The following is a 24938-nucleotide window of genomic DNA, read 5'->3' on the forward strand; positions in this document are numbered from 1 at the left end:
GCGGCCTAGATGGCCGTCTTGAGCGCGTCGGCCTTGTCGGTGCGCTCCCACGGCAGGTCGACGTCGGTGCGGCCGAAGTGGCCGTACGCAGCGGTCGGCGCGTAGATCGGGCGCAGCAGATCGAGGTCGCGCACGATGGCGCCCGGCCGCAGGTCGAACACCTCGGTGATGGCCTTCTCGATCTTCGCCGGGTCGACGGTCTCGCTGCCGAAGGTCTCGACGAACAGACCGACCGGGGCGGCCTTGCCGATGGCGTAGGCCACCTGGACCTCGACGCGGTCCGCGAGGCCGGCTGCGACGACGTTCTTTGCCACCCAGCGCATCGCGTACGCGGCCGAGCGGTCCACCTTGGACGGATCCTTGCCGGAGAACGCGCCGCCGCCGTGGCGGGCCCAGCCGCCGTAGGTGTCGACGATGATCTTGCGGCCGGTCAGGCCGGCGTCGCCCATCGGGCCGCCGAGCACGAACTTGCCGGTCGGATTCACCAGCAGCCGGAAGTCGGAGGTGTCCATGGTGTCGTGGTTGAGGTCGCTCAGCACGGTGTTGACGACCTTCTCCCGGATGTCCGGGGTGAGGGTGCCCTCGAGGTCGATGCCCTCGGCGTGCTGCGTGGACAGCACGACGGTGTCCAACCGCACCGGTGTGACGCCGTCGTACTGCACGGTGACCTGCGTCTTGCCGTCGGGCCGCAGGTAGCCGAGCACACCGCTCTTGCGCACCTCGGTGAGCCGGCGGGCCAACCGGTGCGCCAGTGCGATCGGCAGCGGCATCAGCTCGGGTGTGTCCTTGATCGCATAGCCGAACATCAGGCCCTGGTCGCCCGCACCCTGCAGGTCCAGCGGGTCTCCCGCACCCTCGACGCGGGTCTCGTGCGCGGTGTCGACGCCCTGGGCGATATCGGGCGACTGTGCGCCGATGCCGATGTTCACCCCGCAGGTGGTGCCGTCGAAACCCTTGTCCGAGGAGTCGTAGCCGACCTCGAGGATGCGGTGGCGCACGGTGTTGGTGATATCGGCGAACGCCTCTTTCGCCGTGGTGGTCACCTCACCGACGACGTGCACCTGACCGGTGGTGACGAGCGTCTCGACCGCCACACGCGACCGCGGATCCTGTGCCAGCAGCGAGTCGAGCACAGAGTCGCTGATGGCGTCACAGATCTTGTCGGGATGCCCTTCGGTGACCGACTCACTGGTAAACAGCCGACCTTTACTCACGTCTGATCCTCACTCGTATTGGGACTGGCACTGAATTTCCGCATGTTTAGTTAGCCTGTCAAATCGTATCGGCACCCTGTTGCACCCAAGCGCGTGCCGCAGCCGTACGCAACCCTTTGATGCAGCCGAATCCCCCGCCGGTCACCCGTTGCTGTTGTGCAGGAAGGCGACAATCGCGTCAACGATACGGCTGGCCATCAGAGTTTTCGAGCCGTGCTCCAGCGCAGTCTCGGTTCCGTCGGCCGCCAGCAACCAGCCGTCGTTGTTGTCGACCTCGAACGCGCGGTTCTCCCCCACGGCGTTGACCACCAGGAGGTCGGATCCCTTGCGCCGGAACTTCGCGCGGGCGTGGAACAGCACGTCGCCGTTGGCGTCGCCGGTCTCGGCCGCGAATCCGACGATCGCGCGCATGTTCGGCAGCTGACCGTCGGTCCGCAACCGCACCGCGCCGGCGAGGATGTCGTCGGTACGGGTGAGGTCGATGGTGGGCGCGTCCACGTCGGGATCGCTGGACTTCTTGATCTTGTTCGTCGCGACGTGCACCGGCCGGAAGTCGGCGACCGCGGCGGCCATCACCAGGACGTGCGCGCCGGGTGCGTGTTTGGACACCGCGTCGCGCAGCTGGGCAGCCGAGCCGATGTGCACCACATCGACACCGGCAGGGTCGACCAGGCCGACGGTGTTGCCGGCGATCAACGTGACGTCGGCGCCGCGCTGCGCCAGCACCCGCGCCATCGCGTAGCCCTGCTTACCGGAACTGCGGTTGCCGATGAACCGCACCGGATCGATGGATTCCCGGGTTCCGCCCGCGGTGACGAGGACCTTCACGCCGGCCATGTCGTAGGGCAGCGCGTCACCTCGCACCAGCATCAATTGAGCGAGGGTGCTGATCTCCTCGGCCTCGGGCAGCCGGCCCGCGCCGCTGTCGGCGCCGGTGAGCCGTCCGGAGGCGGGTTCGAGCACCACCGCACCGCGGCGCCGCAACGTCGCGACGTTCTCGACGGTCGCGGGGTGGAACCACATCTCGGTGTGCATGGCCGGGGCGAACATCACCGGACAGCGCGCGGTCAGCAGCGTCGCGGTCAGCAGATCGTCGGCCCGCCCGGCGACGGCGCGGGCGAGCAGGTCAGCGGTCGCCGGAGCGACGACCACCAGATCGGCGTCCTGACCGATGCGCACATGCGGCACCTCGTGGACGTCATCCCAGACGCCGGTGTGGACAGGATGGCCGGACAACGCCTCGAAGGTCGCGGCGCCGACGAAGCGCAGCGCCGACTCGGTGGGCAGGACGCGGACGTCGTGACCGGCCTCGGTCAACTGGCGAACCACCGTGCACGCCTTGTACGCGGCGATGCCCCCGGCGACACCGACGATGATCCGCTTGCGGTCCACTCCGCGGCCTGAGCTACTCGCCCTCGGTGTGCTCGAGCAGGTCTTCGTGGATCTCGCGCAGGGAGATCGACAGCGGCTTCTCCTGGAGTCCCGGCTCGACCAGCGGGCCGACGTACTCGAGGATGCCGTCACCGAGCTGGTTGTAGTAATCGTTGATCTGGCGCGCGCGCTTGGCGGCGTAGATCACCAGTGCGTACTTGCTGGACACGCGGTTCAGCAACTCGTCGATGGGTGGGTTGGTGATGCCCAGCGGCGTGTCGTAGGCGCCGGCGGCGGCCGCATCGATGGTCTGGTCCACAGCGGCCAGCTGCGCGTCGGCGTGCGGGGTGCTCACGTAAGAAATCTCCTGGCGATGTGCTCGAGGTGAGAGGTTCACCTCGGCTTGGGGCAGATCAGGCCGGATTCGTGCCGGCAGATGTGTGGCCCACCAGCAAGGATACCAACTCTGAGCAGGCAGATTCCAACTGGCTGTTCACGACGACCACATCGAAGTCGCTCTGAGCAGCCAACTCGGTGCGCGCGGTGGCCAGCCGCCGCGCCATCACCTCCGGCGTTTCGGTGCCGCGACCTACCAGCCGGCCTTCCAGCACCTCCCAACTGGGCGGTGCGAGGAACACCGAGATGACCTCCGGCATGGCCTGCTTGACCGCCTGCGCACCGGCCAGATCGACCTCGATCAGCACCGGCCGTCCCGCCGCGGTGGCCTCGCGCACCGGCTGGGCTGGGGTGCCCGAGCGGTGCAGACCACCGTGGATGTCGGCCCATTCCAGCAGCGCGCCGTCGTCGATGAGCTGCTGGAAGGTCTCGGGGGTGACGAAGGAGTAGTCGACTCCGTCCACCTCACCGGGCCGCGGGGCCCTGGTGGTGGCGGAGACGCTGAAGTACAGGTCGGGGATCCGCTCGCGCAGACAGCGCACGACAGTGGACTTGCCGACGGCGGAGGGGCCGGACAGGACTACGACCCGTCCGACCCCTCGGCCGGTGTTCAACGTGTACGCCCTAGGACTGGTCGAACTTCTCGAGCAGAGCCTTGCGCTGACGATCGCCGAGACCACGCAGGCGGCGGGTCGGGGCGATCTCGAGTTCGGTCATGATCTCCTGCGCCTTGACCTTGCCGACCTTCGGCAACGCCTCCAGCAGCGCGGAGACCTTCATCTTGCCCAAGACCTCATCGGTCTCGGCATCCTTGAGCACCTGCTTGAGATTGGTGCCGCCGCGCTTGAGCCGATCCTTGAGCTCGGCACGGGCTCGACGTGCGGCAGCAGCCTTCTCCAACGCTGCCGCGCGCTGTTCGTCGGTCAACTGGGGAAGGGCCACGGGGTTCCTCCGTCTCTGGCGATTTCTCTGACCATCTTTTTCTGTCTCGGCTGGTAGAACCAGCCAGCGACGACGACCGTACCCACGCATCCTGACGAAAGCTAACCCCACCCCCCGCTTTCACGATCAAAAGCCCAGCGTGTAGTGCTGCGAGTCGATGCTCCGCACGGGCGCGTCGCCGGCCGCCGAATCGGTCGGGAAGCGCCGATCTGCCTGCACAGCAGGGCTTTTGCCGATCCGCGGCGCCGGAAAGCCGCGGCCCCCGGGTCTGAAGTGCGGGTCGAGGGTTCGGCGGAAGCAGTCCGGATCTTAAATTTTCGCTGGTCACGGCGTGTCGGGCGTGTCGAGGCGCGGGCGGACGACATCACCGTGCGACGCGCTGGGCCCACACAGCGCCCGCACACGCTCCCCACACGGCTGGCCCACATCCCGGCCATCGCCTCACCCGGGTGGGGCGACTGTGCAGCGACGGCGCCGGGCGGTCACGCGAGATAATTCAGATCGTCGCGCAACCGCTCGGCGGCGGCGCGCAGCGCGGCGACGTCCGGGCCTGCGCGCAGCACCTCGCGCGACACCGTCGGCAGCAGTTGGCCGGGACGGGCGCCCCCGAGCCCACCGAGCGCCTCCGGCCGCCCTCCCTGGGCGCCGACTCCCGGTACCAGGACGGGCCCGCCCAGAGCGCTCACGTCGGGCGGTGCGGTGACCGTGGCGCCGACGACCACTCCGACCGAGCCGGGGCCGTCGGCAGCGCGGTTGACCGCTGCCGCCGCGTCGACGATCGACTGTGCGACGCTGCGGCCGTCCCGTTCGGCGCGCTGGACGCTCGCGCCCTCCGGATTCGATGTGGCGGCGAGTACGAAGACCCCGCGCCCGTGCGCGGCGGCCGTGTCGAGCAGCGGTTGCAGCGCACCGAAGCCCAGATACGGCGAAGCGGTCACCCCGTCGGCGGCAAGCGGTGAGTCACCCGCCCACGCCTGGGCGTAGGCCGCCATCGTGGAGCCGATGTCCCCGCGCTTGGCGTCGGCCAGCACCAGCACCCCCTCGGCGCGCAGGGCGCCGATGGTGCGTTCAAGCACCGCGAACCCGGCCGAGCCGTACGCCTCGAAGAAGGCCACCTGCGGTTTGACGATCGCAAAGCCCGCGAACGCGCTCACACAGACATCGCAGAACCGGCTCAGACCGTCGACGTCGGCGGACAGCCCCCACGACGTCAGCAGTTCGGGATGCGGGTCGATGCCGGGGCACAGCGGACCGCGGGCCGACACCGCCTCGGACAGCCTCCGGCCAAATCCAGCTCCCGCCCGGCCCACCCCGACGCCCTCCATCGGCTAGTGCTCCAGCTCGCTGTGCAACTCCTGGAGGCTCATCACCCCGATGTCGCCGCGGATGCCCGACTCGATGCCCTGCACCGCGGCCGAGGCGCCCTGCACGGTGGTGATGCACGGGATGTTCATCGACACCGCGGCCGAGCGGATCTCGTAGCCGTCGATGCGGGGTCCGGAGTTTCCGTACGGCGTGTTGATCACCATCGCGACCTCACCGGCGCGGATGGCCTCGACCGCCGACTTCGCCGGCCTGCCCTCACCCGGCTCCTCGAAGTGCTTCCGCACCTCGTCACAGGGGATCCCGTTGCGGCGCAGCATCTCCGCGGTACCTTCGGTGGCGATCACCCGGAAGCCGAGGTCGGCCAGCCGCTTGACGGGGAACACCAGCGACCGCTTGTCGCGGTTGGCCACCGAGACGAAGACGGTGCCCTCCGAGGGCAGCGAACCGTAGGCGGCGGTCTGGCTCTTCGCGAACGCGCTGCCGAAGTCGTGGTCGATGCCCATGACCTCGCCGGTCGACTTCATCTCCGGACCGAGCAGCGAATCGATCTGCGACCCGTCGGCTTTGCGGAACCGGTGGAAGGGCAGGACGGCTTCCTTCACCGCGACGGGAGCGTTGCGCGCGGTGGTCGCGCCGTCACCGGTCGCGTTGAGCACTCCCTCCTCGCGCAGTTGGGCGATGGTGGCGCCCAGCATGATCCGCGCGCACGCCTTGGCCAGCGGCACTGCTGTGGCCTTCGACACGAACGGCACGGTCCGGCTCGCCCGTGGGTTCGCCTCCAGCACGTAGAGCACATCGTCCTTGAGCGCGTACTGCACGTTGAGCAGTCCCACCACCCCGACGCCGTGGGCGATCGCCTCGGTGGCGCGCCGCACCGACTCGATGTCACTGCGGCCCAGTGTCACCGGCGGCAGTGCGCACGCCGAATCGCCGGAGTGGATACCGGCCTCCTCGATGTGCTCCATGATCCCGCCGATGTAGACCTCTGTGCCGTCGCAGAGTGCGTCCACGTCGATCTCGATGGCGTCCTCGAGGAACCGGTCCACCAGGACCGGGTGCTCGGGTGAGAGCTGGGTGGCCCTGGTGATGTAGCCCTCCAGGGTCTGCTCGTCGTAGACGATCTCCATCCCGCGCCCGCCCAGCACGTACGAGGGCCGCACCAGTACGGGGTAGCCGATGTCGGCGGCGATTCGGCGCGCCTGGTCGAACGTGGTGGCCAGACCGAACCGCGGGGCGGGCAGCCCTGCGATGGTGAGCACCTCACCGAACGCGCCGCGGTCCTCGGCCAGGTCGATGGCCTTCGGGCTGGTGCCGACGATGGGTACACCGGCCTTCTCCAGCCGTTCGGCCAGGCCGAGCGGGGTCTGGCCGCCGAGTTGCACGATCGCCCCCGCCACACCGGGTCCGCCTGCGCCGGAGGCGGATTCGGCGTAGTAGATCTCGAGGACGTCTTCGAACGTGAGCGGTTCGAAGTACAACCGGTCGGCGGTGTCGTAGTCGGTGGACACCGTCTCCGGGTTGCAGTTGATCATCACCGTCTCGAAGCCGGCCTCGCTCAGCGTGGTCGCGGCATGGACACAGCTGTAGTCGAATTCGATGCCCTGGCCGATCCGGTTCGGCCCGGAACCCAGGATCAGCACCTTGGGCCGCTCTACCTGCGGCGCGACCTCGGACTCGGCTGCGGGGTCGAGTTCGTAGCTGCTGTAGTGGTAGGGCGTCTTTGCCTCGAACTCGGCGGCGCAGGTGTCGACCGTCTTGAACACCGGGTGGATGCCCAGGCGCTGGCGCAGCGCCCGCACCCCGACCTCACCGGCGAGTTCGGGTCGCAGGGCGGCGATCTGGCGGTCGGACAGCCCGTGGTACTTGGCCCGGCGCAGCAGCGTGCCGTCGAGGACCGGGGCTTCGAGGAGTTCGGCGCGCAGTCCCACCAGCCCGGCGATCTGGTCGACGAACCACGGGTCGACGCCGGATGCTTCCGCGACCTGCTCGACCGACGCCCCGAGCCGCAGCGCGAGTTCGATGTCGTAGAGCCGCCCGTCGGTCGGGGTGCGCAGGCCGTCGAGCACCTCGTCGACGGTGGCGACGGGATCGGGGGCGGTCCAGAAACCGGCGCGGCCGGTCTCCAGCGAGCGCATCACCTTGCCCAGGGCCTCGATGAAGTTGCGGCCCAGCGCCATCGCCTCGCCCACCGACTTCATCGTGGTGGTCAGGGTGTCGTCCGCACCGGGGAACTTCTCGAACGCGAACCGCGGCGCCTTGACGACGACGTAATCCAGTGTCGGCTCGAAGCACGCCGGGGTTTCCTTGGTGATGTCGTTGAGGATCTCGTCGAGGGTGTAGCCGATGGCCAGTTTCGCCGCGATCTTGGCGATCGGGAAGCCTGTCGCCTTGGACGCCAGCGCACTCGAACGCGACACCCGCGGGTTCATCTCGATGACGACGAGGCGGCCGTCGGCCGGGTTCACCGCGAACTGGATGTTGCAGCCGCCGGTGGCCACGCCGACCTCGCGCAGGATCGCGATGCCCAGGTCGCGCATGATCTGGTACTCGCGGTCGGTCAGCGTCATGGCCGGGGCGACGGTCACCGAGTCGCCGGTGTGCACGCCCATCGGGTCGAAGTTCTCGATCGAACACACCACCACCACGTTGTCGTGGCGGTCGCGCATGAGCTCGAGTTCGTATTCCTTCCAACCGAAGATCGATTCCTCGATCAGCACGTTCGCCGACGGAGAAGCCGTGAGCCCGTCGCCTGCCATCCGTTCGACGTCCTCGGCCGAGTACGCCATACCGGATCCGAGACCGCCCATCGTGAACGACGGCCGCACGACGACGGGCAGGCCCAGCTCCTCGACGGTGTCGCGCACCTCGTCCATCGTGAAACACACGCGGGACTTCGCCGACTCCCCGCCCACTTTGGCGACGATGTCCTTGAACCGCTGCCGATCCTCACCGCGCTGGATCGCCTCGAAGTCGGCGCCGATCAGCTCGACGTCGTAGCGTTCGAGCACCCCGTTCTCCGACAGGGCGACCGCGGCGTTGAGTGCGGTCTGCCCGCCGAGGGTGGCCAGCAGCGCGTCGATCTTGTTGCCGCGCTCGGCCTGCTGGGCGATCACCCGCTCGACGAACGCCGGGGTGATCGGTTCGATGTAGGTGAAGTCGGCGTATTCGGGATCGGTCATGATCGTCGCCGGGTTGGAGTTGATCAGTGTGACCGTGAGGCCTTCGGCGCGCAGCACGCGGCAGGCCTGGGTTCCCGAGTAGTCGAATTCGGCGGCCTGTCCGATCAGGATGGGCCCGGAGCCGATGACCAGGATGTGGCGGAGGTCAGTCCGACGCGGCATTACTTCTCCTCACCGCGAGCGCGCGGATTTGTACAGGATTGCGCGGCGTGTCGTGTACAGACACGCACGCTCGCGGGATGAAGGGGGGCGGTCACTTGTCCCCCGCCATCTGGTCGACGAACTGGTCGAACAGGTAGTTGGCATCGTGCGGACCTGCTGCGGCCTCGGGGTGGTACTGCACCGAGAAGGCGCTCCCGTCAACGAGTTTCACGCCTTCGACCACACCGTCGTTGGCACAGGTGTGGCTGACCACGGCCCGGCCGAACGGGGTGTCGAACTCCTCCCCCGCTTCCCCTTCGAGGGCGAACCCGTGGTTCTGCGCGGTGATCGCGACGCGGCCGGTGGAGTGGTCCATCACCGGCACGTTGATGCCGCGGTGCCCGAACACCATCTTGTAGGTGTCCCGGCCCAGCGCCCGGCCAAGGATCTGATTGCCGAAACAGATGCCGAACAACGGGATCCCGGCACCGAGCACCTCGCGGGTGACCGCGACGACATGGTCGGCGGCGGCCGGGTCGCCCGGCCCGTTGGACAGGAACACACCGTCCGGCTTCAGGTCGGCGATCTGCTCGAAGGTGGCCGTGGCCGGCATCACATGGCTGCGGATGCCGCGGCGGGCGAAGTTGCGCGGCGTGTTGGTCTTGATGCCGAGGTCGATCGCCGCGACGGTGAACCGTTGTCCGCCATCGGGTTCCACGACGTACACCGCGTCGGTGCTGACCTGGTCGGCCAGGCTCGCGCCCAGCATGCCCGGTTGGCTGCGAACCCGTTCGAGCAGGTCCGCGGTGTCGGCGAGTGCGTCACCGGAGAAGATCCCCGCCTTCATCGAGCCGCGGGTGCGCAGATGGCGCACCAGCGCGCGGGTGTCGATACCGGCGATGCCCACGATGCCCTGGCGGAGCAGTTCGTCGTCGAGCGTGCCGGTGGCGCGCCAGTTCGACGCACGCGGCGACGGATCACGTACCGCGTACCCGGCGACCCAGATCCTGTTGTCCCGGCTCTCGGCGTCCTCGTGATTCCAGCCCGTGTTACCGATCTGCGGTGCGGTCGCCACCACGATCTGTCCGTAGTAACTCGGGTCGGTGAGAGTCTCCTGGTATCCCGACATCCCGGTCGAGAACACCGCCTCGCCGAGCGTCTGCCCGACGGCGCCGTAGGGCACCCCGGTGAAGACCCGTCCGTCCTCCAGGACGAGCAGGGCCATGCTTGTGTCGATGCGCGATCCGCTTCGCATCTCACTGCCACTCACGCTATTTCCTCCAGCCAGCGGTCGTACTTGGTGCGGTCATCGCCGCGGAATCCGGTGTCGATCTCGGTGCCCGACGGCAGCCGCCATCTGATGGCCAGGATCCCCTCATGGGTAAGGGCCTTACCCACCATGCCACGTTCGGTGCGGATGGCCGTCACTGAAGCCGCCGGGATCCAGATCGGGGTTGCGGCGCTGCGCTGCACCATGATTCCCTCCGGATAGCGGGTCAGTACGGCCTTGGTGCGGAAACCGAGATCACCGACGACGATGCGGTCGTGCCAGTTCGGCGCGAGGGTGCTGCCCACATAGACGCCCTTCATCCCGGGGATGACGGGCTGGCCGACGGTGTCGGGCAGCGGCGGCAGCTGGCCGACGATCTCGACCTGCCGTTCCGCGCGTCTGCGCCATCCGCGCATCATCGCCCGGATCAGCAGCCCGATCACCACGACCACCAGTGCCGCCATGACGAGTGAGGTGACGAGCGTTCCGGTGTTCACGGTGCCGATCCCCCGGTCGCTCCGCTCCTGCCCGCCGGTGCCGATCCCCCGGTCGCTCCGCTCCTGCCCGCCGGTGCCGGGCTCTTCCCGTCGCGGGCAGTGACCTTGCCCCGCAACATCGTCAACGTGACGGCCGCAGGCAGCGTCATCTCCTCGAAGGGCGTGTTGTCCGAACGGCTGGCCAGCTCGGCGCCGCTGACGGTCCAGGTGGCGTCGGGGTCGACGACGGTCAGGTTGGCCGGCTCCCCGACCTCGAGCGGACGGCCCTGATCCGGCAGCCCGACGATGCGTGCCGGGGCCTCGCTCATCACCCGCGCCACGTCGCGCCAGGTCATCAGGCCGGGCTCGACCATCGTCCGCACCACCACCGACAGCGCTGTCTGAAGCCCCAGCATGCCGGGACGGGCGGCAGCGAATTCGCACATCTTCTCGTGGTCGGCGTGCGGGGCGTGGTCGGTGGCCACGCAGTCGATCACCCCGTCGGCCAGCGCCTGACGCAGCGCCTCGGCGTCACCGGCCTCGCGCAGCGGCGGGTTGACCCGGTTGCGGCCGTCGTAGGTGGCCAGCCGGCTGTCGTCGAGCAGCAGGTGGTGCGGGGTGACCTCGGCCGTGATCGCGATGCCGTGTTCCTTGGCCCACCGCAGCAATTCGACGGTGCCCGCGGTGGAGGCGTGGCAGATGTGCACGCGGGCGCCGGCGTCCCGCGCCAGCAGGGCGTCGCGGATGACGATCGACTCTTCGGCCGCCCGCGGCCAGCCCGCCAGCCCGAGGCGTGCCGCGTGGGGACCCTCGTGGGCCACGGCGCCGACGGTCAGCCGGGGTTCCTCGGCATGCTGGGCGATCAGCACGCCCAAACCGGAGGCGTACTCGAGCGCGCGCCGCATGACCAGCGGATCGTCCACGCAGACACCGTCGTCGGAGAACATCCGCACCTGCCCCACACCCGCGGCCATCATGCCCATCTCGGTGAGCTGTCTGCCTCCGAGCCCCATGGTGACGGCGCCGACCGGGTGCACGTCGACCAGCCCGACCTGCTGGCCGCGGTGCCACACGTGGTCGGTGACGACGGGGCTGTCAGCCACCGGTGTGGTGTTGGCCATCGCGAAGACGGCGGTGTAGCCGCCGAGAGCTGCTGCGGCCGAACCGGTTTCGATGTCCTCGGCGTACTCGCGGCCGGGCTCACGCAGGTGGGTGTGCAAATCCACGAACCCGGGCAGCAGGATCTGCCCACCGGCGTCCACCACGTCGGCGTCCTCGGGCACCTCGAGCCCCTCACCCATGCCGGCGATCTGACCGTCCTCGACGAGCACATCGACGGGTTCACCTTCGCCGTAGGGACGCACGCCCCGCAACAGAACACTCATGCGCTGATCGCCTCCTCTTCCGCGCCGACCAGCAGATGGAAGAGCACCGCCATGCGGACGTGCACGCCGTTGGAGACCTGTTGCAGCACCGCGGATTGCGAGGAGTCCGCCACCGACGAGGAGATCTCCATACCGCGCAGCATCGGCCCGGGGTGCAGCACCACCGCGGAGTCCGACAGCTGCGCCTGGCGCTTCTCCGACAGCCCGTACCGCACCGAGTATTCGCGCGCCGACGGGAAGAATCCGCCGTTCATGCGCTCGGCCTGTACCCGCAGCATGAGCACCACATCGGCGGCGGGCAGTTCGGCGTCCAACTCGTGAGACACCGTCACGGGCCACTGGTGCACGCCGACCGGAAGCAGCGTCGGCGGTGCCACCAGCACCACCTCCGCGCCCAATGTGTGCAGCAGCAGCACGTTCGAGCGGGCGACGCGGCTGTGCAGCACGTCACCGACGATCACCACGCGCCGACCCTCGATACCGCCGAGCCGCTGCCGGATGGTCAACGCGTCGAGCAGCGCCTGGGTGGGGTGCTCGTGAGTTCCGTCACCGGCGTTGATCACCGACGGGCCGCCGTGTTCTGTGGCCGTCCAGTCCGCGAGCTGTTGGGCGGCACCTGAGGCCGGATGCCGGATGATCAGCGCATCGGCGCCGGCGGCGCGCAGGGTCAGCGCGGTGTCACGCAACGACTCGCCCTTGGCGACAGAGGAACCCGATGCGCTGACGTTGATCACGTCGGCGCTCATCCACTTGCCCGCGACCTCGAACGACACCCGGGTGCGCGTCGAGTTCTCGTAGAACATCGTGATCACCGTGCGCCCACGCAGTGTCGGGAGCTTCTTGACCTCGCGGCCCAGCAGCGCCTGACTGAACCGGTCGGCGTCGTCGAGGATCGCGGTGGCCTCGTCGCGGCCGAGGTCGGCGGCGGTCAGAAGATGTCGCGTCATCGTTGGGGCCCTCCGTGGGGTGCGATCCAGATGCCGTCGACCTGATCGGTTTCGGCCAGGCGCACCTTGACGTTCTCGGTGCGCGAGGTGGGCACGTTCTTCCCGACGTAGTCGGCGCGCAGCGGCAGCTCGCGGTGGCCGCGGTCGACGAGCACCGCGAGTTGCACGGCGTTCGGGCGGCCCACGTCGCGCAGGGCGTCCAGGGCGGCCCGCACCGAGCGCCCGGTGTAGAGGACGTCGTCGACGAGCACCACCAGCGCGTTGTCGATCCCGCCCGTGGGGATGGAGGTGTCCTCCAGTGGCCGGGGCGGCTTGGAGTCCAGATCGTCGCGGTAAAGCGTGATGTCGAGGGCCCCGTGCCCAACGGTGACGCCGGAGAAGGTCTTGATCTTGTCGGCCAGCCGGGCCGCCAGGGTGACACCGCGCGTCGGAATACCGAGCAGCACCACCCGGGGCGCCGCGGGCCCGCCGTCGAGGGCGGTCTTCTCGATGATCTGGTGCGCGATACGGGAAATGGTGCGGCCCACGTCCGCCGCCGTCATCAGTTCCCGGTCAGGGTTGTCAGGACTGCCCACGCGCGATCCAGACCTCCTTCTCCGCCTCGCCGGACGGATCGTTAAAGGATGTCAAACTGCCGGAAGACTACCACCGCGGCGGCACCGTCTCCGCGCTGGCTAGCCTGGGCAGGTGAATCCGGTAGCGAATTTGGCTGGCAACCAGGCGTCCATCCGTGAAGCGATCGACGCCGGGCTGCTGTCCGGCGCCGTCACGCTGGCGTGGCAGGCAGGCCGGGTGGTGCAGGTGAACGAACTCGGCCACCGCGACGTCAGCGCGCAGCTGCCGATGCAGCGCGACACCATCTTCCGCATCGCCTCCATGACCAAACCGGTCACGGTGGCGGCGGCCATGAGCCTGGTCGAGCAGGGCCGGTTGGCCCTGACCGACTCGGTGACCACGTGGCTGCCTGAGCTGGCCGATATGCAGGTGCTCGACACCCCGGGTGGCCCGCTCGACAGAACCCACCCGGCGCGCAGGCAGATCACCGTCGACGATCTGATGACCCACCGCAGCGGACTGGCCTACTTCTTCTCCGTCACCGGGCCGCTGGCGCGCGCGTACGGCAGGATCTCGGCCAAGCAGAACCCTGATGCGTGGCTCGCCGAGATCGGCGCCCTGCCCCTGCAGCACCAGCCGGGCGAAATGATGACCTACAGCAACGCCACCGATGTGCTCGGCATCCTGCTGGAGCGCATCGAGGGCAAGCCGCTGCAGGAGGTGCTCAGCGAACGCGTCCTCGGGCCGCTGGGAATGGCCGACACCGCATTCTTCGTGGCACCGCAGAACCGCGCGCGGGTCGCGACGATGTACAAGCTCACCAGCGACGACACGCTCAGCCACGATGCCATGGGGCCGCCGCCCACCACCCCGCCGCCGTTCTGCATGGGCGGGGCCAACCTGTTCTCCACCGCCGACGACTATCTGCGCTTCGCCCGGATGCTGCTCGCCGGCGGCGAGACCGACGGGACGCGGGTGCTCTCCGAGGAATCCGTGCAGTTGATGCGCACCGACCGGTTGACCGCCGAGCAGAAGAAGCAGCCGTTCCTGGGCATGCCGTTCTGGCTGGGGCGGGGTTTCGGGCTGAACCTGTCCGTCGTCACCGACCCGGCCAAGTCGCGCCAGCTGTTCGGGCCGGGCGGGCTCGGCACCTTCAGTTGGCCCGGCGCGTACGGCACGTGGTGGCAGGCCGATCCCAGCGCGGACCTGATCCTGGTCTACCTCATCCAGAACCTGCCCAATTTCGGTGCCGACGCGGCCGCGGCGGTCGCGGGCAACACGTCGCTGATGAAACTGCAGTCGGTGCAACCGAAGTTCGTGCGACGCACCTATTCCGCGCTCGGGCTGTGACGGCCACGCCGACCGTCCTGGTCAGCGGCGCCGGGTCACCCGTCCGCGCCGGCCTGCGCGCCGCCGCCGACGGTTCCCCGCACCGCCTGGTCGGCGGCCCGGATCTGCGGCGTCACCAACATCACCTGACCGAGCACGCCGTTGACGAAACCGGGGGAATCGTCGGTGGACAGCTGTTTGGCCAGTTCGACGGCCTCGTCGACCGCGACCGGTTCGGGAACATCGTCGGCGTGCAACAGCTCCCACACCGCCACCCGCAGGATGGCGCGATCCACCGCGGGCAGTCGGTCGAGCGTCCATCCGTGCAGATGCGCCGAGATCAGGTCGTCGATGTGGGCGCGGTGTTCGGTGACGCCGCGTGCGACGGTGACGGTATAGGGGTTCAGCGCTGTCACATCGGGCTGCGTACCCGCCAGCTTGTTGCGCGAGGTGGCGACCTCGGCGGCGGTCAACCCGCGCGCCTCCGCCTCGAACAGGAGGTCGACGGCGCGTTTGCGGGCCTGATGGCGGCCCCGGTCCGGTTTGCGATCAGACATGACTAGGAGTTGACGCGACCCAGGTAGCTGCCGTCGCGGGAGTCGACCTTGAGCTTGTCGCCGGTGTTGATGAACAGCGGGACCTGGATCTCGGCGCCCGTCTCCAGCGTCGCCGGCTTGGTGCCCGCGCTGGAGCGGTCACCCTGCAGGCCCGGCTCTGTCGAGGCCACCAGGAGTTCGACGGTCACCGGCAGTTCCAGGTACAGCGGGGTGCCGTCGTGGAAGGCGATCTGCACCGGCATGCTCTCCAGGAGGAAGCCGGCGAGCCGGCCGACCAGCGACTCCGGCAGCGGGTGCTGTTCGAAATCCTCGGAGTCCATGAACACGAAGTCGGAGCCGTCGCGGTACAGGTAGGTCGCGTCGCGCCGGTCGACGGTTGCGGTCTCCACCTTCACACCGGCGTTGTAGGTCTTGTCGACGACCTTGCCCGACACCACGTTCTTGAGCTTGGTGCGCACGAAGGCCGGGCCCTTACCGGGTTTGACGTGCTGGAACTCGGTGATCTGCCACAGTTGGCCGTCGATTTGCAGGACGAGCCCGTTCTTGAAGTCGGCGGTCGATGCCACGTTGGGTGAATCTCCTAATCGATGATGACCAGTTCCTTGGGGAACCGGGTGAGCAAGTCGGGGGTGTCTGTTCCCGTGCCCGTTTGCCGGTCCCTTTCAGGGCCGACGACCAGCGTGTCCTCGATGCGGACGCCGCCCCGGTCGGGCAGATAGACACCGGGCTCCACGGTCACCACGGAGCCAGCAAGCAGTGTACCGGCGGCCGCGGCGTTGATTCCCGGCGCTTCGTGGATCTGCAGTCCCACCCCGTGCCCGAGGCCGTGACCGAAGTTCTCGGCGTATCCGGCGTCGGCGATGACCTGCCGCGACGCGGCGTCCACTCCCGACAGCGTGACCCCGGCCGCCAGCGCCTCCGTGCCGGCACGCTGTGCGGTGGCGACCAGGTCGTAGATCTCGCGCTGCCAGTCCTGCGCGTGGCCGAGCACGAAGGTACGCGTCATATCCGAGTGATAGCCGCTGACCAGCGCCCCGAAGTCGATCTTCACGAAATCGCCGGTGTTGAGCACGGCATCGGTGGGCCGGTGGTGCGGGATCGCGGAGTTGGCCCCGGCCGCGACGATCGTCTCGAACGACGGGCCGTCGGCGCCGTGGTCGAGCATCAGCGCCTCCAGATCGCGGCGCACCTGCTTCTCGGTCCGGCCCGGCCGCAGGCCGCCGGTGGCGAGCAGATCCGCCAGGGCCGCATCGGCGGCCTCGCACGCCAGCCGCAGGAGCGCGACCTCGCCGGCGTCCTTGATCTCGCGTAACCCCTCGACGGTGCCGGGTGCGCGGACGAGTTCGGTGTCGCCTGCGGCCTTGAGCAGTCCGCGATGGCCGTCGACGGTGACGACGTGGCTCTCGAAGCCGAGACGACGCGCCCCGTCGGCGGCGGCGCGGCCCGCCAGGTAGGAAGCGCAGGCCCGCTCGATGACCACTTCGGCGCCGGGTGACTGGCTGGCAGCCTGGGTTCGGTAGCGGCCGTCGGTGGCCAGCACCGGGGTGGTTTCGGACACGCGGATGAGCAGCGCCGCGTTCGAACCGGTGAACCCGGACAGATATCGGACGTTGACCAGGTCTGTGACCAGCATCGCATCGAGTTCGGCGGCGGCCAGTCGGTCCCGCAGTCGGTCTCTCCGCTGAGAAAGAGTCACAGCCGCTGACGCTACTCGCTACGCTGTTGCGCCATGAGCAAGTGGTTACTGCGCGGACTGGTGTTCGCAGCCCTGATGGTGGTCGTCCGGTTGCTGCAGGGAGCGATGATCAACGCGTGGGAGACCAAGGCGGGGACGATCAGCATCATTCTCGTGGCCGCCTACGCAATCGTGGCGTTCCTGTGGGGGTTCATCGACGGCCGTCAGGACGCCCGGCGCAACCCCGACCCCGACCGCCGCTCGGATCTGGCGATGACATGGCTGTTGGCCGGTCTGTTCGCGGGGATCGTCAGCGGACTGGTCGCCTGGTTCATCGGCATGTTCTACAAGAACCTCTACGTCGAGGGCCTGCTCAACGAGATCACCACGTTCGCGGCGTTCACCGCGCTGCTGACGTTCCTGCTCGCGCTCGCGGGGGTGGCGCTGGGCCGCTGGCTCGTCGACCGCAAGACGCCTGAGCAGGCGCGCCGTCGGGAGGGTGAGGACGACGACCGCACCGACACCGATGTGTTCGCCGCGGTGCGCCCCGGCGGATCGGACGATTCCCCGACCGCCCAGCAGCAGACGTCGCCGGTGGCGACCGAAGCGCCGCCGGAGCAGCGCGCCTAACCCGCGGCGAGGTAGCGCAGCGCCAGCAGGTAGCCCTGCACGCCCAGGCCGACGATCACGCCGGTCGCGACCCCGCTCAGGTACGAGTGGTGCCGGAACTCCTCACGACGGTGCACGTTGGAGATGTGCACTTCGATCAGGGGTGCGCGCAGCTCTGCACAGGCGTCGCGCAGGGCGATCGACGTGTGGGTCAGCGCACCGGCGTTGAGGATGACCGGTTCGCCCGCATCGACCGCCGCATGGATCCAGCCGATCAGTTCGGCTTCGCTGTCGCTCTGGCGCACCGACACCGTCAGTCCGAGCCCGGCCGCCTCCTGCTCGATCATCGACACCAGGTCGGCGTGGGTGGTGCTGCCGTACACGTCGGGTTCGCGACGGCCCAGCCGGCCGAGGTTGGGACCGTTGATCACCCGGACGGCCGGCGCGGCGCTCATCGGTCGCCTCCGATCACCGAGTAGGCCGCGGCAAGCAGCGCCGGGTCGGGCCCCTCGAGCCGGCCCGGTTTCGCCAGGCCGTCGAGCACCACGAACCGCAGCACACCCGAGCGGTTCTTCTTGTCGCCGGCCATGTACTCCAGCAGCTGAGGTAGGGCGTCGGGGTCGTAGCCGACCGGCAGGCCGAGTGCGGTGAGCACCGACCGGTGCCGGTCTGCGGTGTCGTCGTCGAGACGCCCGGCGAGGCGGCCGAGTTCGGCGGCGAACACCAGGCCGACCGACACCGCCGCACCGTGGCGCCACCGGTAGCGCTCGCGGCGCTCGATCGCGTGGGCCAGGGTGTGACCGTAGTTGAGGATCTCGCGCAGCGCCGACTCTTTCTCGTCGGCGGCCACCACCTCGGCCTTGACCGCGATGGCACGCCGGATCAGTTCCGGCAGAACGTCTTTCGCAGGATCGAGGGCGGCTTCGGGGTCGGCCTCGATCAGGTCGAGGATGTGCGGGTCGGCGATGAAGCCGGCTTTGACGATCTCGGCCATTCCGGCGACGATCTCGTTGCGCGGCAACGTGTCCAGGGTTGCGAGATCGATCAGCACCGCCGCGGGCTGATGGAATGCGCCGACGAGGTTCTTGCCCGCATCGGTGTTGATGCCGGTCTTGCCGCCCACCGCGGCGTCGACCATGCCGAGCAGCGTCGTCGGGACGTGGACGATGTCGACGCCGCGCAGCCACGTCGCCGCGACGAATCCGGCAACGTCGGTGGCGGCTCCCCCGCCGAGGCTCACGATCGCGTCCTTGCGCCCCACGCCGATGCGGCCGAGCACCTCCCAGATGAAGCCCACCACCGGCAGGTCCTTACCCGCTTCGGCGTCGGGGATCTCGATGCGATGGGCGTCGATTCCCTTGTCCGCCAGGTGACTTCGAATCGCTTCGGCGGTCACCGCGAGCGTCGGCTGGTGCAGGATCGCCACCTTGTGCCGGCCCTCGAGCAGTCGGCCGAGTTCGCCGAGCAGGCCGGTGCCGATGATCACCGGGTAGGGCGGGTCGACGAGGACGTCGACGGTGACCGGCTCTGTCACGTGTTCTTCTCCATGGTCGTTTCGCTGTCGGCATCCGGCACCCGCTCCGCTCTACGGGCGGCCATCACCGCGGGCGTGGGTGGACCGTCGAACTGCTGCTGTTCTGTGGCTTGTTCTCTCGGCGCACCCTTACGCCACGGCGGGCGGCGACGGCGCCGCGGCCGGTTGGACGGGGCGGCGGGTGTGGCGGGCTCGCCGGGCTTCTCCAGCCGGGTGACGATGAGGCGCACCACCGCGCCGGGGTTGCGCCGGTTGGTGTTGATCCGCATGGTGGCCACCCGCCGGTACAGCGGAACGCGCGCATCCATCAGCGCCTTGTACTTCTCTGCGCGGTCGGGGCCGGCCAGCAGCGGGCGCACGGTGCTGCCGCTCGTCCTGCGCACTCCTTCGGCGGCGCTGATCTCCAGATAGATCACGGTGTGCCCGGCCAGCGCTTCGCGCACACCGGGGGTGGTGACGGCGCCACCGCCGAGCGACAGCACGCCGTCGTGGGTCCCCAACGCCGAGCGGATCACCTCTTCCTCGATGCGGCGGAACTCCTGCTCTCCGTCGTTGGCGAAGATGTCGGCGATGGCGCGCCCGGTGGTCTCCTCGATGGCCGCATCGGTGTCGAGCAGGCTCACGCCCAACGCCTTCGCGAGGCGGCGGCCGATGGTGGACTTGCCCGAACCGGGCAGGCCCACCAGTACCGCCCGCGGCGCCATCAGCCCGACGCCTGCGCCCGCTGCGCCGAGGCGGGCTCCCGCTCGGCCACGGCCCGCAGGTAGGACGCCACGTTGGCGCGGGTCTCGGGCAGCGAGTCGCCCCCGAACTTCTGCAGGGCCGCCCGGGCCACCACCAGCGCCACCATCGTCTCGACGACGACACCCGCGGCGGGCACCGCGCAGACATCGGAGCGCTGGTGGATCGCAACGGCTTCGTCGCCGGTGGCCATGTCGACGGTCGCCAGCGCGCGCGGCACCGTGGAGATGGGTTTCATCGCCGCACGCACGCGCAGCGGTTGACCATTGGTCATCCCGCCCTCGAGTCCGCCCGCGCGGTTCGTCGACCGCATGATGCCGTCGGGTCCCGGGTAGATCTCGTCGTGCGCGACGCTGCCGCGGCGCCGTGCGGTCTCGAAACCGTCGCCGATCTCCACGCCCTTGATGGCCTGGATGCCCATCGCCGCGGCGGCCAGCTGGCTGTCGAGGCGGTCGTCGCCGCTGGTGAAGGAGCCGAGGCCGACCGGCAACCCGGACACCACCACCTCGACCACACCGCCGAGTGTGTCGCCGTCGCGCTTGGCGGCCTCGATCTCGTCGATCATCGACTTCTCTGCCGCCGCGCCGAATGCCCGGACCGGGCTGTCGTCGATCGCGGCCAGGTCGGCCGGTTGCGGCGGCGGGCCGTCGTACGGCGTGGACGCCCCGATGGAGATGACATGCGAGAGCACCTCGACGCCGAGAGCCTGCCGCAGGAAGGACCGAGCCACGGTGCCCGCGGCGACGCGTGCGGCGGTCTCACGGGCGCTCGCCCGCTCGAGCACCGGGCGGGCGTCGTCGAAGCCGTATTTGAGCATTCCGGCGTAGTCGGCGTGGCCGGGCCGGGGTCGGGTCAGCGGCGCGTTTCGGGCGATCTCGGCGAGTTCGGCGGGGTCCACGGGGTCGGCGGCCATCACCGTCTCCCACTTGGGCCACTCGGTGTTGCCGATCTCGATCGCGATGGGGCCGCCGAGCGTGAGGCCGTGCCGGACACCGCCGAGCATCGTGATCTCGTCCTGCTCGAACTTCATCCGGGCGCCGCGGCCGTAACCCAGGCGGCGACGTCTCAGCTGCGCGCCGATGTCCTCGGTCGTCAGAGAGACGCCCGCGACCATGCCCTCGAGCACAGCCACGAGCGCGCGGCCATGGGATTCCCCGGCAGTCGTCCAGCGCAACACGCGTCCCATCTTCCCATGGCCCGCTGTCGGCGACTAAATCCGGCGACCCGGGCGGAACATCGTGCGCGCCGCGCCGGTTGTGCGACCCGTGAAGGCGATCACCTACTCCCGAACGGGAGACAGTTCCGTACTGCAGCTACAAGACCGTCCGGTCCCCGACCCCGGCGCCGGGGAGGTGCGGGTCCGCATCGTGGTCTCCGGCGTCAATCCCACCGACTGGAAACACCGCAAGGGTGCGCCACCCAGCGACGAGCTCGAATTCCCCGAGGTGGTCCCGCATCACGACGGCGCCGGAGTGGTCGACGCCGTCGGCACCGGTGTCTCGGAACTGTCCGTCGGCGACCGGGTGTGGGTGTTCATGGCGCAGCTTCAGCGCCCGGACGGCACGGCACAGGAGTACGTGGTGCTGCCCGTCGCCTCGGTGGTGCCACTGCCCGACGACGTCGGCTTCGACGTGGGTGCAAGCCTCGGAGTCCCCGCGATCACCGCGCACAGGGCTCTCACGGTGGCGGAAGGCTGGCCGTCGCGGCTACGACCCGGAGCGCTGCAGGGAGCAACGGTGCTCGTCGCCGGCGGCGCGGGAGCCGTCGGCCATGCCGCCATCCAACTGGCCCGGTGGGCCGGCGCCCGCGTGATCACGACCGTGAGCACGCCGGAAAAGGAGGCGTTGGCGGCCGCGGCCGGCGCGCACCAGATCGTGAACTACAAGGCGGGCGACACCGCGAAGGCGATCCGGGAGGTGGCCCCCGACGGCGTCGACATCGTCGTGGAGGTGGCGCCGGCACAGAACGCCGCGCTGGATGCGGCGGTGATGTCGAACCGGGCGACGATCGCGATCTACGCCAACGACGGCGGGGACAGCGTCGAACTCGACATCATTCCGAACATGTGGGTCAACGCCCGCTACCAGTTCCTGGTCCTCTACACCGTCGGCGCCGACGCATTGGCCAACGGACGCGACGATGTCGCCTCAGCGGTGCGGGACGGAGCGATGGGCGTCGGCGAGAGCGCGGGGTTGCCGCTGCACTACTTCCCGCTCGAAGAGACCGCGGCCGCCCACGATGCAGTCGAGAGCGGGGTGACCGGCAAGGTGCTCGTTCAGGTGAGCGAATAACGTTCGCGCGCAGCGCCGTTCAGACCACCACCAAGGCGACCGCGACCGCGCTCGCCGCGCACATCGACGGGCCGTGGGGCACCGTGCCCCCGCGCCGCGTCAGCGCCACCAGCGCGCACCCGGCGGTGAGCACGGGCGCCGCCATGGCAGCCAGCAGCCAGACATCGGGACCGAAGGCGCCGGTCAGCCCGCCGACCCCGAGTGCGAGCTTCGCATCACCCGCCCCCATTGCGGCCGGAGCGAGAAGATGCACCGCCGCGTAGAGCACGAACAACGCCGCCGCACCGGCCGCGGCAGGTCCGCCGCAGCCCGCGAAAGCCGCGGCACCCAGCACGACCGCGGCGCCGGGCAGCGTCAGCCAGTTCGGCAGGCGTCGCCGCCGCAGGTCGTACACGCTCAGCGCGACGAGCCAGGCGGCCACTGCACCGAACGCCAACTCCCCCACCGATCGAGGCTAAGCGGTCTGCAGCGCCGCCCTCATCGCCTCTTTGGGTGCGGGCCGGCCGGTGAACTGCTCGACCTGCGCGAAGGCCTGATGCAGCAGCATCTGCAGACCGCAGATCACCCGTCCCCCGGCGGCCTGCACCGCCGCCGCCAACGGCGTGGGCCACGGATCGTAGATCGCATCGAGCAGCACCGGTGCGCCCGCGAGCGTTCCCGCATACCGCTCGGCGACGTCGGCGGGGACGGTGCTGACGACGGTGCCCGCATCTGCAGCCACCCCGGCGAGTTCCGCGGCGTCCAGATGGCACCACTGCGCGGGAACGCCGAGGCGCTCCGCCAGGTCGACCAACGGCGCCGCCCTGGCCTGGCTACGGGCCGCGATCGTGAGCCGGGAGGTGCCGAGTTCGGTCAGCGCGACGACGGCGGCGGGGGCGGTGCCGCCCGAGCCGACCACGAGCGCCGGACCGCTCACCGCGCCGAGCGCGCCTGTGACGCCGTCGACGTCGGTGTTGTCGGCGCGCCACCCTTCGGCGGTGCGCACCAGAGTGTTGGCCGATCCGACCAATTCGGCACGGGCGGTGCGTTCGTCGGCGAAGCGCAGCGCGGCGAACTTGCCCGGCATCGTCACCGACACCCCGACCCACTCCGGGCCGAACCCGCTCACCAGCGCGGGCAGCTGTTCGGCCGTGCACTCGATGCGGTCGTACGTCCAGTCCCAAAGCCCCAGGGCCCGGTAGGCCGCGAGGTGCAGCTGGGGTGAGCGGGAGTGGGCGATCGGCGAACCGAGAACGGCTGCCCTGCGAGCCCTACCTTGCACTGTCGAGGACGCCGTTGCGCTGCGCCAGTTCGATATTGGCCAGGTGCTGGTTGTAGTCCCGGGTGAACACGGTGGTGCCCTGAAGGTCGATGGTGACGAAGTACAGCCAGTCGCCGGCCGCGGGCGTCTCCGCCGCAATGAGCGCCGGCTGGCTCGGCGAGCAGATCGGGGTGGCGGGCAGCCCGGGCCGCACATAGGTGTTCCACGGGGTCAGCTGTGCGCGGTCACCGTCGGTGGTGGCGATCTCGATGCGGTCCAGCGGATAGTTGACCGTCGAGTCGAATTCGAGCGTGCGGTTCTCGGCCAGCCGGTTGTAGATGACGCGGGCGACCTTCGTGAAATCCTCCGGATTGGACTCGCGCTGCACCAGCGACGCGACCGTGAGTACCTGATACGGCGACATGTTCATCGCCGTCGCCGTCTCGAGCAGACCGCCTTGCGCGTACTGGTTTCCGCTCGACCGGATCAGCGTTGCGAGGATGTCCTGCGGCGTCGCCGACGGGTCGATGTTCCACGCGCCCGGGGCGATCAGCCCCTCGATGCGGCGGTGGTCGTCGCCCATTGCCTCGACGGGTTGGACGGCCCACTCGGGCACGGCAAGCGATGCGGGCGTCGCTGTCCCGGCGACCTGCTTGAGTTGGTCGGCCGGCACGCACCGCTGCTGGCCGTCGAGATCCACGCAGGTCGCCTGGGAGATCAGCGTGAAGATCCCTTCGGTGACGGCGTTGGTCTTGACGTCGGAGATGTCGTCGAGCTGTCGCCCTTCGGGGATGACCAGCCTGCCGACCCGGCTCTGCGGATCGGTCAGCCGGTCGACTGCGCTCGCCGCGGGTATCTCGGTGCGCACCTTGTAGAAACCGGGCTGGATCGCGGTCATCCCGGAGTTGCCCGACGCCGCGTCGACGAACGCCTTGACCGTCGCCACGACGTTGTTGTCGTGCAACGTCTGGCCGATGGCCGTCGTCGAGTCGCCGTCGTGCACCTGGATCACCACGTCGCTCACGCCGTCACCGGCGAAGTCGTTGCTGTTGCCGCCGAACATGTTGTGCCACAGCTTCGATCCGAGGAAGACCGCGCCGACCACGACCACGATGAGCAGCCCGAGGGACAGCACACCGGCCGTGCGGCGCTTCTTGCGGCTGCGCTCCAGACGCATCCGGTCCGAACGGCTCATCCCGCGCCGGGGCGGTCCCACCGCCACCGGTTCCGCTCGGTCGTGACGCCAGTCCTCAGCCATGCCCGCCCTCTCCGGGCGCGGCGAGTGCCGCGCGCCGCTGATCCAGCCAGCTCTGCAAAATGCCCACCGCCGCGACCTGGTCGATCATCGCCCGCTGCCCCTTGGCGCGGACGCCGGCCTCGCGCAGCGAACGCTGCGCGGACACGGTGGTGAGTCGTTCGTCGGCCATCCGCACCGGAACCGGTGCGATCCGCCGAGCCAGCGCCTCGGCGACGTCGATGGCGTCGTGGGCCGCAGGCCCGGTGCGATCGGCCAGGGTGCGCGGCAACCCCACGATCACCTCGACCGCCTCGAGGTCGTCCACCAACTGAACCAGTCGGCGGAGGTGGCGGTCCGATCGTTCCCGGCGCACGGTCTCCACCGGGGTGGCCAGCACGCCGTCGGGGTCGCTGCTGGCGACGCCGATCCGTACGCTGCCGACGTCGATCCCGAGGCGCCGTCCGCGGCCCGGGTCGCCCTCTCCGGGGCGGTCCGGGAGGCGGTGATCGTTATCGGTCACGGG

The 24938-nt window shown here is 69.5% G+C and carries 26 protein-coding genes; 3 read left to right on the forward strand and 23 right to left on the reverse strand.

What is annotated here, in order from left to right; all coding sequences use genetic code 11:
• Positions 1–5: 5 nt before the first annotated feature.
• The 12 genes from metK to pyrR all read right to left on the reverse strand — a co-directional run bounded on the left by metK (position 6) and on the right by pyrR (position 13189).
• Positions 6–1214 carry a methionine adenosyltransferase gene (gene metK, locus I7X18_RS15935; protein ID WP_193043046.1) on the reverse strand — a complete coding sequence of 403 codons (1209 nt, stop codon included), beginning with the start codon at positions 1212–1214 and terminating at the stop codon, positions 6–8.
• Between the two features lie 141 nt (positions 1215–1355).
• Entirely contained in the window at positions 1356–2606 is a 1251-nt protein-coding gene (gene coaBC, locus I7X18_RS15940; RefSeq protein ID WP_193043047.1) for a bifunctional phosphopantothenoylcysteine decarboxylase/phosphopantothenate--cysteine ligase CoaBC, read from the reverse strand.
• Positions 2607–2619: 13 nt separating this feature from the next.
• Positions 2620–2940: a DNA-directed RNA polymerase subunit omega gene (rpoZ, locus tag I7X18_RS15945; protein WP_193043048.1), complete on the reverse strand. Its 321-nt coding sequence runs from the start codon at positions 2938–2940 to the stop codon at positions 2620–2622.
• A 58-nt stretch (positions 2941–2998) separates the two neighbouring features.
• Complete coding sequence (gene gmk, locus I7X18_RS15950; protein WP_193043049.1) at positions 2999–3595, reverse strand: guanylate kinase; 597 nt, start codon at positions 3593–3595, stop codon at positions 2999–3001.
• 10 nt (positions 3596–3605) lie between these two features.
• Complete coding sequence (gene mihF, locus I7X18_RS15955; RefSeq protein WP_003889986.1) at positions 3606–3923, reverse strand: integration host factor, actinobacterial type; 318 nt, start codon at positions 3921–3923, stop codon at positions 3606–3608.
• Positions 3924–4405: 482 nt separating this feature from the next.
• Positions 4406–5248, reverse strand: a complete 843-nt coding sequence (gene pyrF, locus I7X18_RS15960) for an orotidine-5'-phosphate decarboxylase (RefSeq protein ID WP_193043050.1) — start codon at positions 5246–5248, stop codon at positions 4406–4408.
• A gap of 3 nt (positions 5249–5251) precedes the next feature.
• On the reverse strand, positions 5252–8590 hold the full coding sequence (carB, locus tag I7X18_RS15965) for a carbamoyl-phosphate synthase large subunit (protein WP_193043051.1): 3339 nt from the start codon (positions 8588–8590) through the stop codon (positions 5252–5254).
• A gap of 91 nt (positions 8591–8681) precedes the next feature.
• On the reverse strand, positions 8682–9794 hold the full coding sequence (gene carA, locus I7X18_RS15970; RefSeq protein WP_193043943.1) for a glutamine-hydrolyzing carbamoyl-phosphate synthase small subunit: 1113 nt from the start codon (positions 9792–9794) through the stop codon (positions 8682–8684).
• A 41-nt stretch (positions 9795–9835) separates the two neighbouring features.
• Positions 9836–10336, reverse strand: coding sequence for a PH-like domain-containing protein (locus I7X18_RS15975; RefSeq protein WP_193043052.1), 501 nt, complete (start codon positions 10334–10336; stop codon positions 9836–9838).
• The gene (locus I7X18_RS15980) at positions 10333–11700 is read right to left on the reverse strand and encodes a dihydroorotase (RefSeq protein ID WP_193043053.1); all 1368 of its coding nucleotides are present in this window, start codon (positions 11698–11700) and stop codon (positions 10333–10335) included. The genes I7X18_RS15975 and I7X18_RS15980 overlap by 4 nt, the downstream gene beginning before the upstream one ends.
• A complete protein-coding gene (locus I7X18_RS15985) occupies positions 11697–12647 on the reverse strand; it encodes an aspartate carbamoyltransferase catalytic subunit (protein ID WP_193043054.1) in 951 nt (316 codons plus the stop codon). The genes I7X18_RS15980 and I7X18_RS15985 overlap by 4 nt, the downstream gene beginning before the upstream one ends.
• Positions 12644–13189 (reverse strand): bifunctional pyr operon transcriptional regulator/uracil phosphoribosyltransferase PyrR, encoded by a 546-nt coding sequence (gene pyrR / locus I7X18_RS15990; RefSeq protein ID WP_232375508.1) that lies wholly within the window; start codon positions 13187–13189, stop codon positions 12644–12646. The genes I7X18_RS15985 and pyrR overlap by 4 nt, the downstream gene beginning before the upstream one ends.
• A 145-nt stretch (positions 13190–13334) precedes the next feature.
• On the opposite strand from pyrR, the gene I7X18_RS15995 reads away from it, so the two are divergent.
• Positions 13335–14552 (forward strand): serine hydrolase domain-containing protein, encoded by a 1218-nt coding sequence (locus tag I7X18_RS15995; protein WP_193043056.1) that lies wholly within the window; start codon positions 13335–13337, stop codon positions 14550–14552.
• A gap of 35 nt (positions 14553–14587) precedes the next feature.
• Here I7X18_RS15995 and nusB read toward each other — a convergent pair whose 3' ends face one another.
• Genes nusB through I7X18_RS16010 form a run of 3 tightly spaced genes read right to left on the reverse strand, consistent with a single transcriptional unit; the run spans position 14588 to position 16784 of the window.
• Entirely contained in the window at positions 14588–15088 is a 501-nt protein-coding gene (gene nusB, locus I7X18_RS16000; protein ID WP_193043057.1) for a transcription antitermination factor NusB, read from the reverse strand.
• A gap of 2 nt (positions 15089–15090) precedes the next feature.
• Positions 15091–15654 (reverse strand): elongation factor P, encoded by a 564-nt coding sequence (efp, locus tag I7X18_RS16005; protein ID WP_193043058.1) that lies wholly within the window; start codon positions 15652–15654, stop codon positions 15091–15093.
• A 14-nt stretch (positions 15655–15668) separates the two neighbouring features.
• The gene (locus I7X18_RS16010) at positions 15669–16784 is read right to left on the reverse strand and encodes an aminopeptidase P family protein (protein WP_193043059.1); all 1116 of its coding nucleotides are present in this window, start codon (positions 16782–16784) and stop codon (positions 15669–15671) included.
• A 33-nt stretch (positions 16785–16817) separates the two neighbouring features.
• On the opposite strand from I7X18_RS16010, the gene I7X18_RS16015 reads away from it, so the two are divergent.
• Entirely contained in the window at positions 16818–17393 is a 576-nt protein-coding gene (locus I7X18_RS16015) for a B-4DMT family transporter (RefSeq protein WP_193043060.1), read from the forward strand.
• Here the strand turns inward: I7X18_RS16015 and aroQ are convergent.
• Genes aroQ through aroC form a run of 4 tightly spaced genes read right to left on the reverse strand, consistent with a single transcriptional unit; the run spans position 17390 to position 20824 of the window.
• Positions 17390–17827: a type II 3-dehydroquinate dehydratase gene (aroQ, locus tag I7X18_RS16020; protein WP_193043061.1), complete on the reverse strand. Its 438-nt coding sequence runs from the start codon at positions 17825–17827 to the stop codon at positions 17390–17392. The two genes, I7X18_RS16015 and aroQ, sit on opposite strands and share 4 nt — an antisense overlap.
• Positions 17824–18906: a 3-dehydroquinate synthase gene (gene aroB, locus I7X18_RS16025; RefSeq protein WP_193043062.1), complete on the reverse strand. Its 1083-nt coding sequence runs from the start codon at positions 18904–18906 to the stop codon at positions 17824–17826. Before aroB ends, aroQ begins: the two co-directional genes overlap by 4 nt.
• On the reverse strand, positions 18903–19610 hold the full coding sequence (locus tag I7X18_RS16030) for a shikimate kinase (RefSeq protein ID WP_193043063.1): 708 nt from the start codon (positions 19608–19610) through the stop codon (positions 18903–18905). Before I7X18_RS16030 ends, aroB begins: the two co-directional genes overlap by 4 nt.
• Positions 19610–20824: a chorismate synthase gene (gene aroC, locus I7X18_RS16035; RefSeq protein ID WP_193043064.1), complete on the reverse strand. Its 1215-nt coding sequence runs from the start codon at positions 20822–20824 to the stop codon at positions 19610–19612. The genes I7X18_RS16030 and aroC overlap by 1 nt, the downstream gene beginning before the upstream one ends.
• 88 nt (positions 20825–20912) lie before the next feature.
• Between aroC and I7X18_RS16040 the strand changes: the two genes are divergently transcribed.
• Positions 20913–21938 carry an NADPH:quinone reductase gene (locus I7X18_RS16040; protein WP_193043065.1) on the forward strand — a complete coding sequence of 342 codons (1026 nt, stop codon included), beginning with the start codon at positions 20913–20915 and terminating at the stop codon, positions 21936–21938.
• 19 nt (positions 21939–21957) lie between these two features.
• Here the strand turns inward: I7X18_RS16040 and I7X18_RS16045 are convergent, their stop codons facing one another.
• From I7X18_RS16045 to ruvX, 4 genes are read right to left on the reverse strand one after another with little or no spacing between them, the layout of a single operon-like run.
• Positions 21958–22383 (reverse strand): prepilin peptidase, encoded by a 426-nt coding sequence (locus I7X18_RS16045; RefSeq protein ID WP_232375254.1) that lies wholly within the window; start codon positions 22381–22383, stop codon positions 21958–21960.
• A 9-nt stretch (positions 22384–22392) separates the two neighbouring features.
• A complete protein-coding gene (locus I7X18_RS16050) occupies positions 22393–23199 on the reverse strand; it encodes a shikimate dehydrogenase (RefSeq protein WP_193043066.1) in 807 nt (268 codons plus the stop codon).
• On the reverse strand, positions 23189–24436 hold the full coding sequence (locus tag I7X18_RS16055; RefSeq protein WP_193043067.1) for an endolytic transglycosylase MltG: 1248 nt from the start codon (positions 24434–24436) through the stop codon (positions 23189–23191). Before I7X18_RS16055 ends, I7X18_RS16050 begins: the two co-directional genes overlap by 11 nt.
• Positions 24429–24935: a Holliday junction resolvase RuvX gene (gene ruvX / locus I7X18_RS16060; RefSeq protein ID WP_193043068.1), complete on the reverse strand. Its 507-nt coding sequence runs from the start codon at positions 24933–24935 to the stop codon at positions 24429–24431. Before ruvX ends, I7X18_RS16055 begins: the two co-directional genes overlap by 8 nt.
• Positions 24936–24938 lie beyond the last annotated feature (3 nt).

The sequence above is a fragment of the Mycolicibacterium baixiangningiae genome (assembly GCF_016313185.1).
Classification (GTDB): domain Bacteria; phylum Actinomycetota; class Actinomycetes; order Mycobacteriales; family Mycobacteriaceae; genus Mycobacterium; species Mycobacterium baixiangningiae.

What these genes read in the sequence shown, in the direction of transcription:
- pyrF (WP_193043050.1), bottom strand. Translation starts at nt 5,248, where the DNA reads ATGGAGGGCGTCGGGGTGGGCCGGGCGGGAGCTGGATTTGGCCGGAGG.
- carB (WP_193043051.1), bottom strand. Translation starts at nt 8,590, where the DNA reads ATGCCGCGTCGGACTGACCTCCGCCACATCCTGGTCATCGGCTCCGGG.
- carA (WP_193043943.1), bottom strand. Translation starts at nt 9,794, where the DNA reads ATGGCCCTGCTCGTCCTGGAGGACGGACGGGTCTTCACCGGGGTGCCC.
- I7X18_RS15980 (WP_193043053.1), bottom strand. Translation starts at nt 11,700, where the DNA reads ATGAGTGTTCTGTTGCGGGGCGTGCGTCCCTACGGCGAAGGTGAACCC.
- I7X18_RS15985 (WP_193043054.1), bottom strand. Translation starts at nt 12,647, where the DNA reads ATGACGCGACATCTTCTGACCGCCGCCGACCTCGGCCGCGACGAGGCC.
- pyrR (WP_232375508.1), bottom strand. Translation starts at nt 13,189, where the DNA reads ATGACGGCGGCGGACGTGGGCCGCACCATTTCCCGTATCGCGCACCAG.
- nusB (WP_193043057.1), bottom strand. Translation starts at nt 15,088, where the DNA reads ATGTCTGATCGCAAACCGGACCGGGGCCGCCATCAGGCCCGCAAACGC.
- I7X18_RS16015 (WP_193043060.1), top strand. Translation starts at nt 16,818, where the DNA reads ATGAGCAAGTGGTTACTGCGCGGACTGGTGTTCGCAGCCCTGATGGTG.
- aroQ (WP_193043061.1), bottom strand. Translation starts at nt 17,827, where the DNA reads ATGAGCGCCGCGCCGGCCGTCCGGGTGATCAACGGTCCCAACCTCGGC.
- I7X18_RS16030 (WP_193043063.1), bottom strand. Translation starts at nt 19,610, where the DNA reads ATGGCGCCGCGGGCGGTACTGGTGGGCCTGCCCGGTTCGGGCAAGTCC.
- I7X18_RS16055 (WP_193043067.1), bottom strand. Translation starts at nt 24,436, where the DNA reads ATGGCTGAGGACTGGCGTCACGACCGAGCGGAACCGGTGGCGGTGGGA.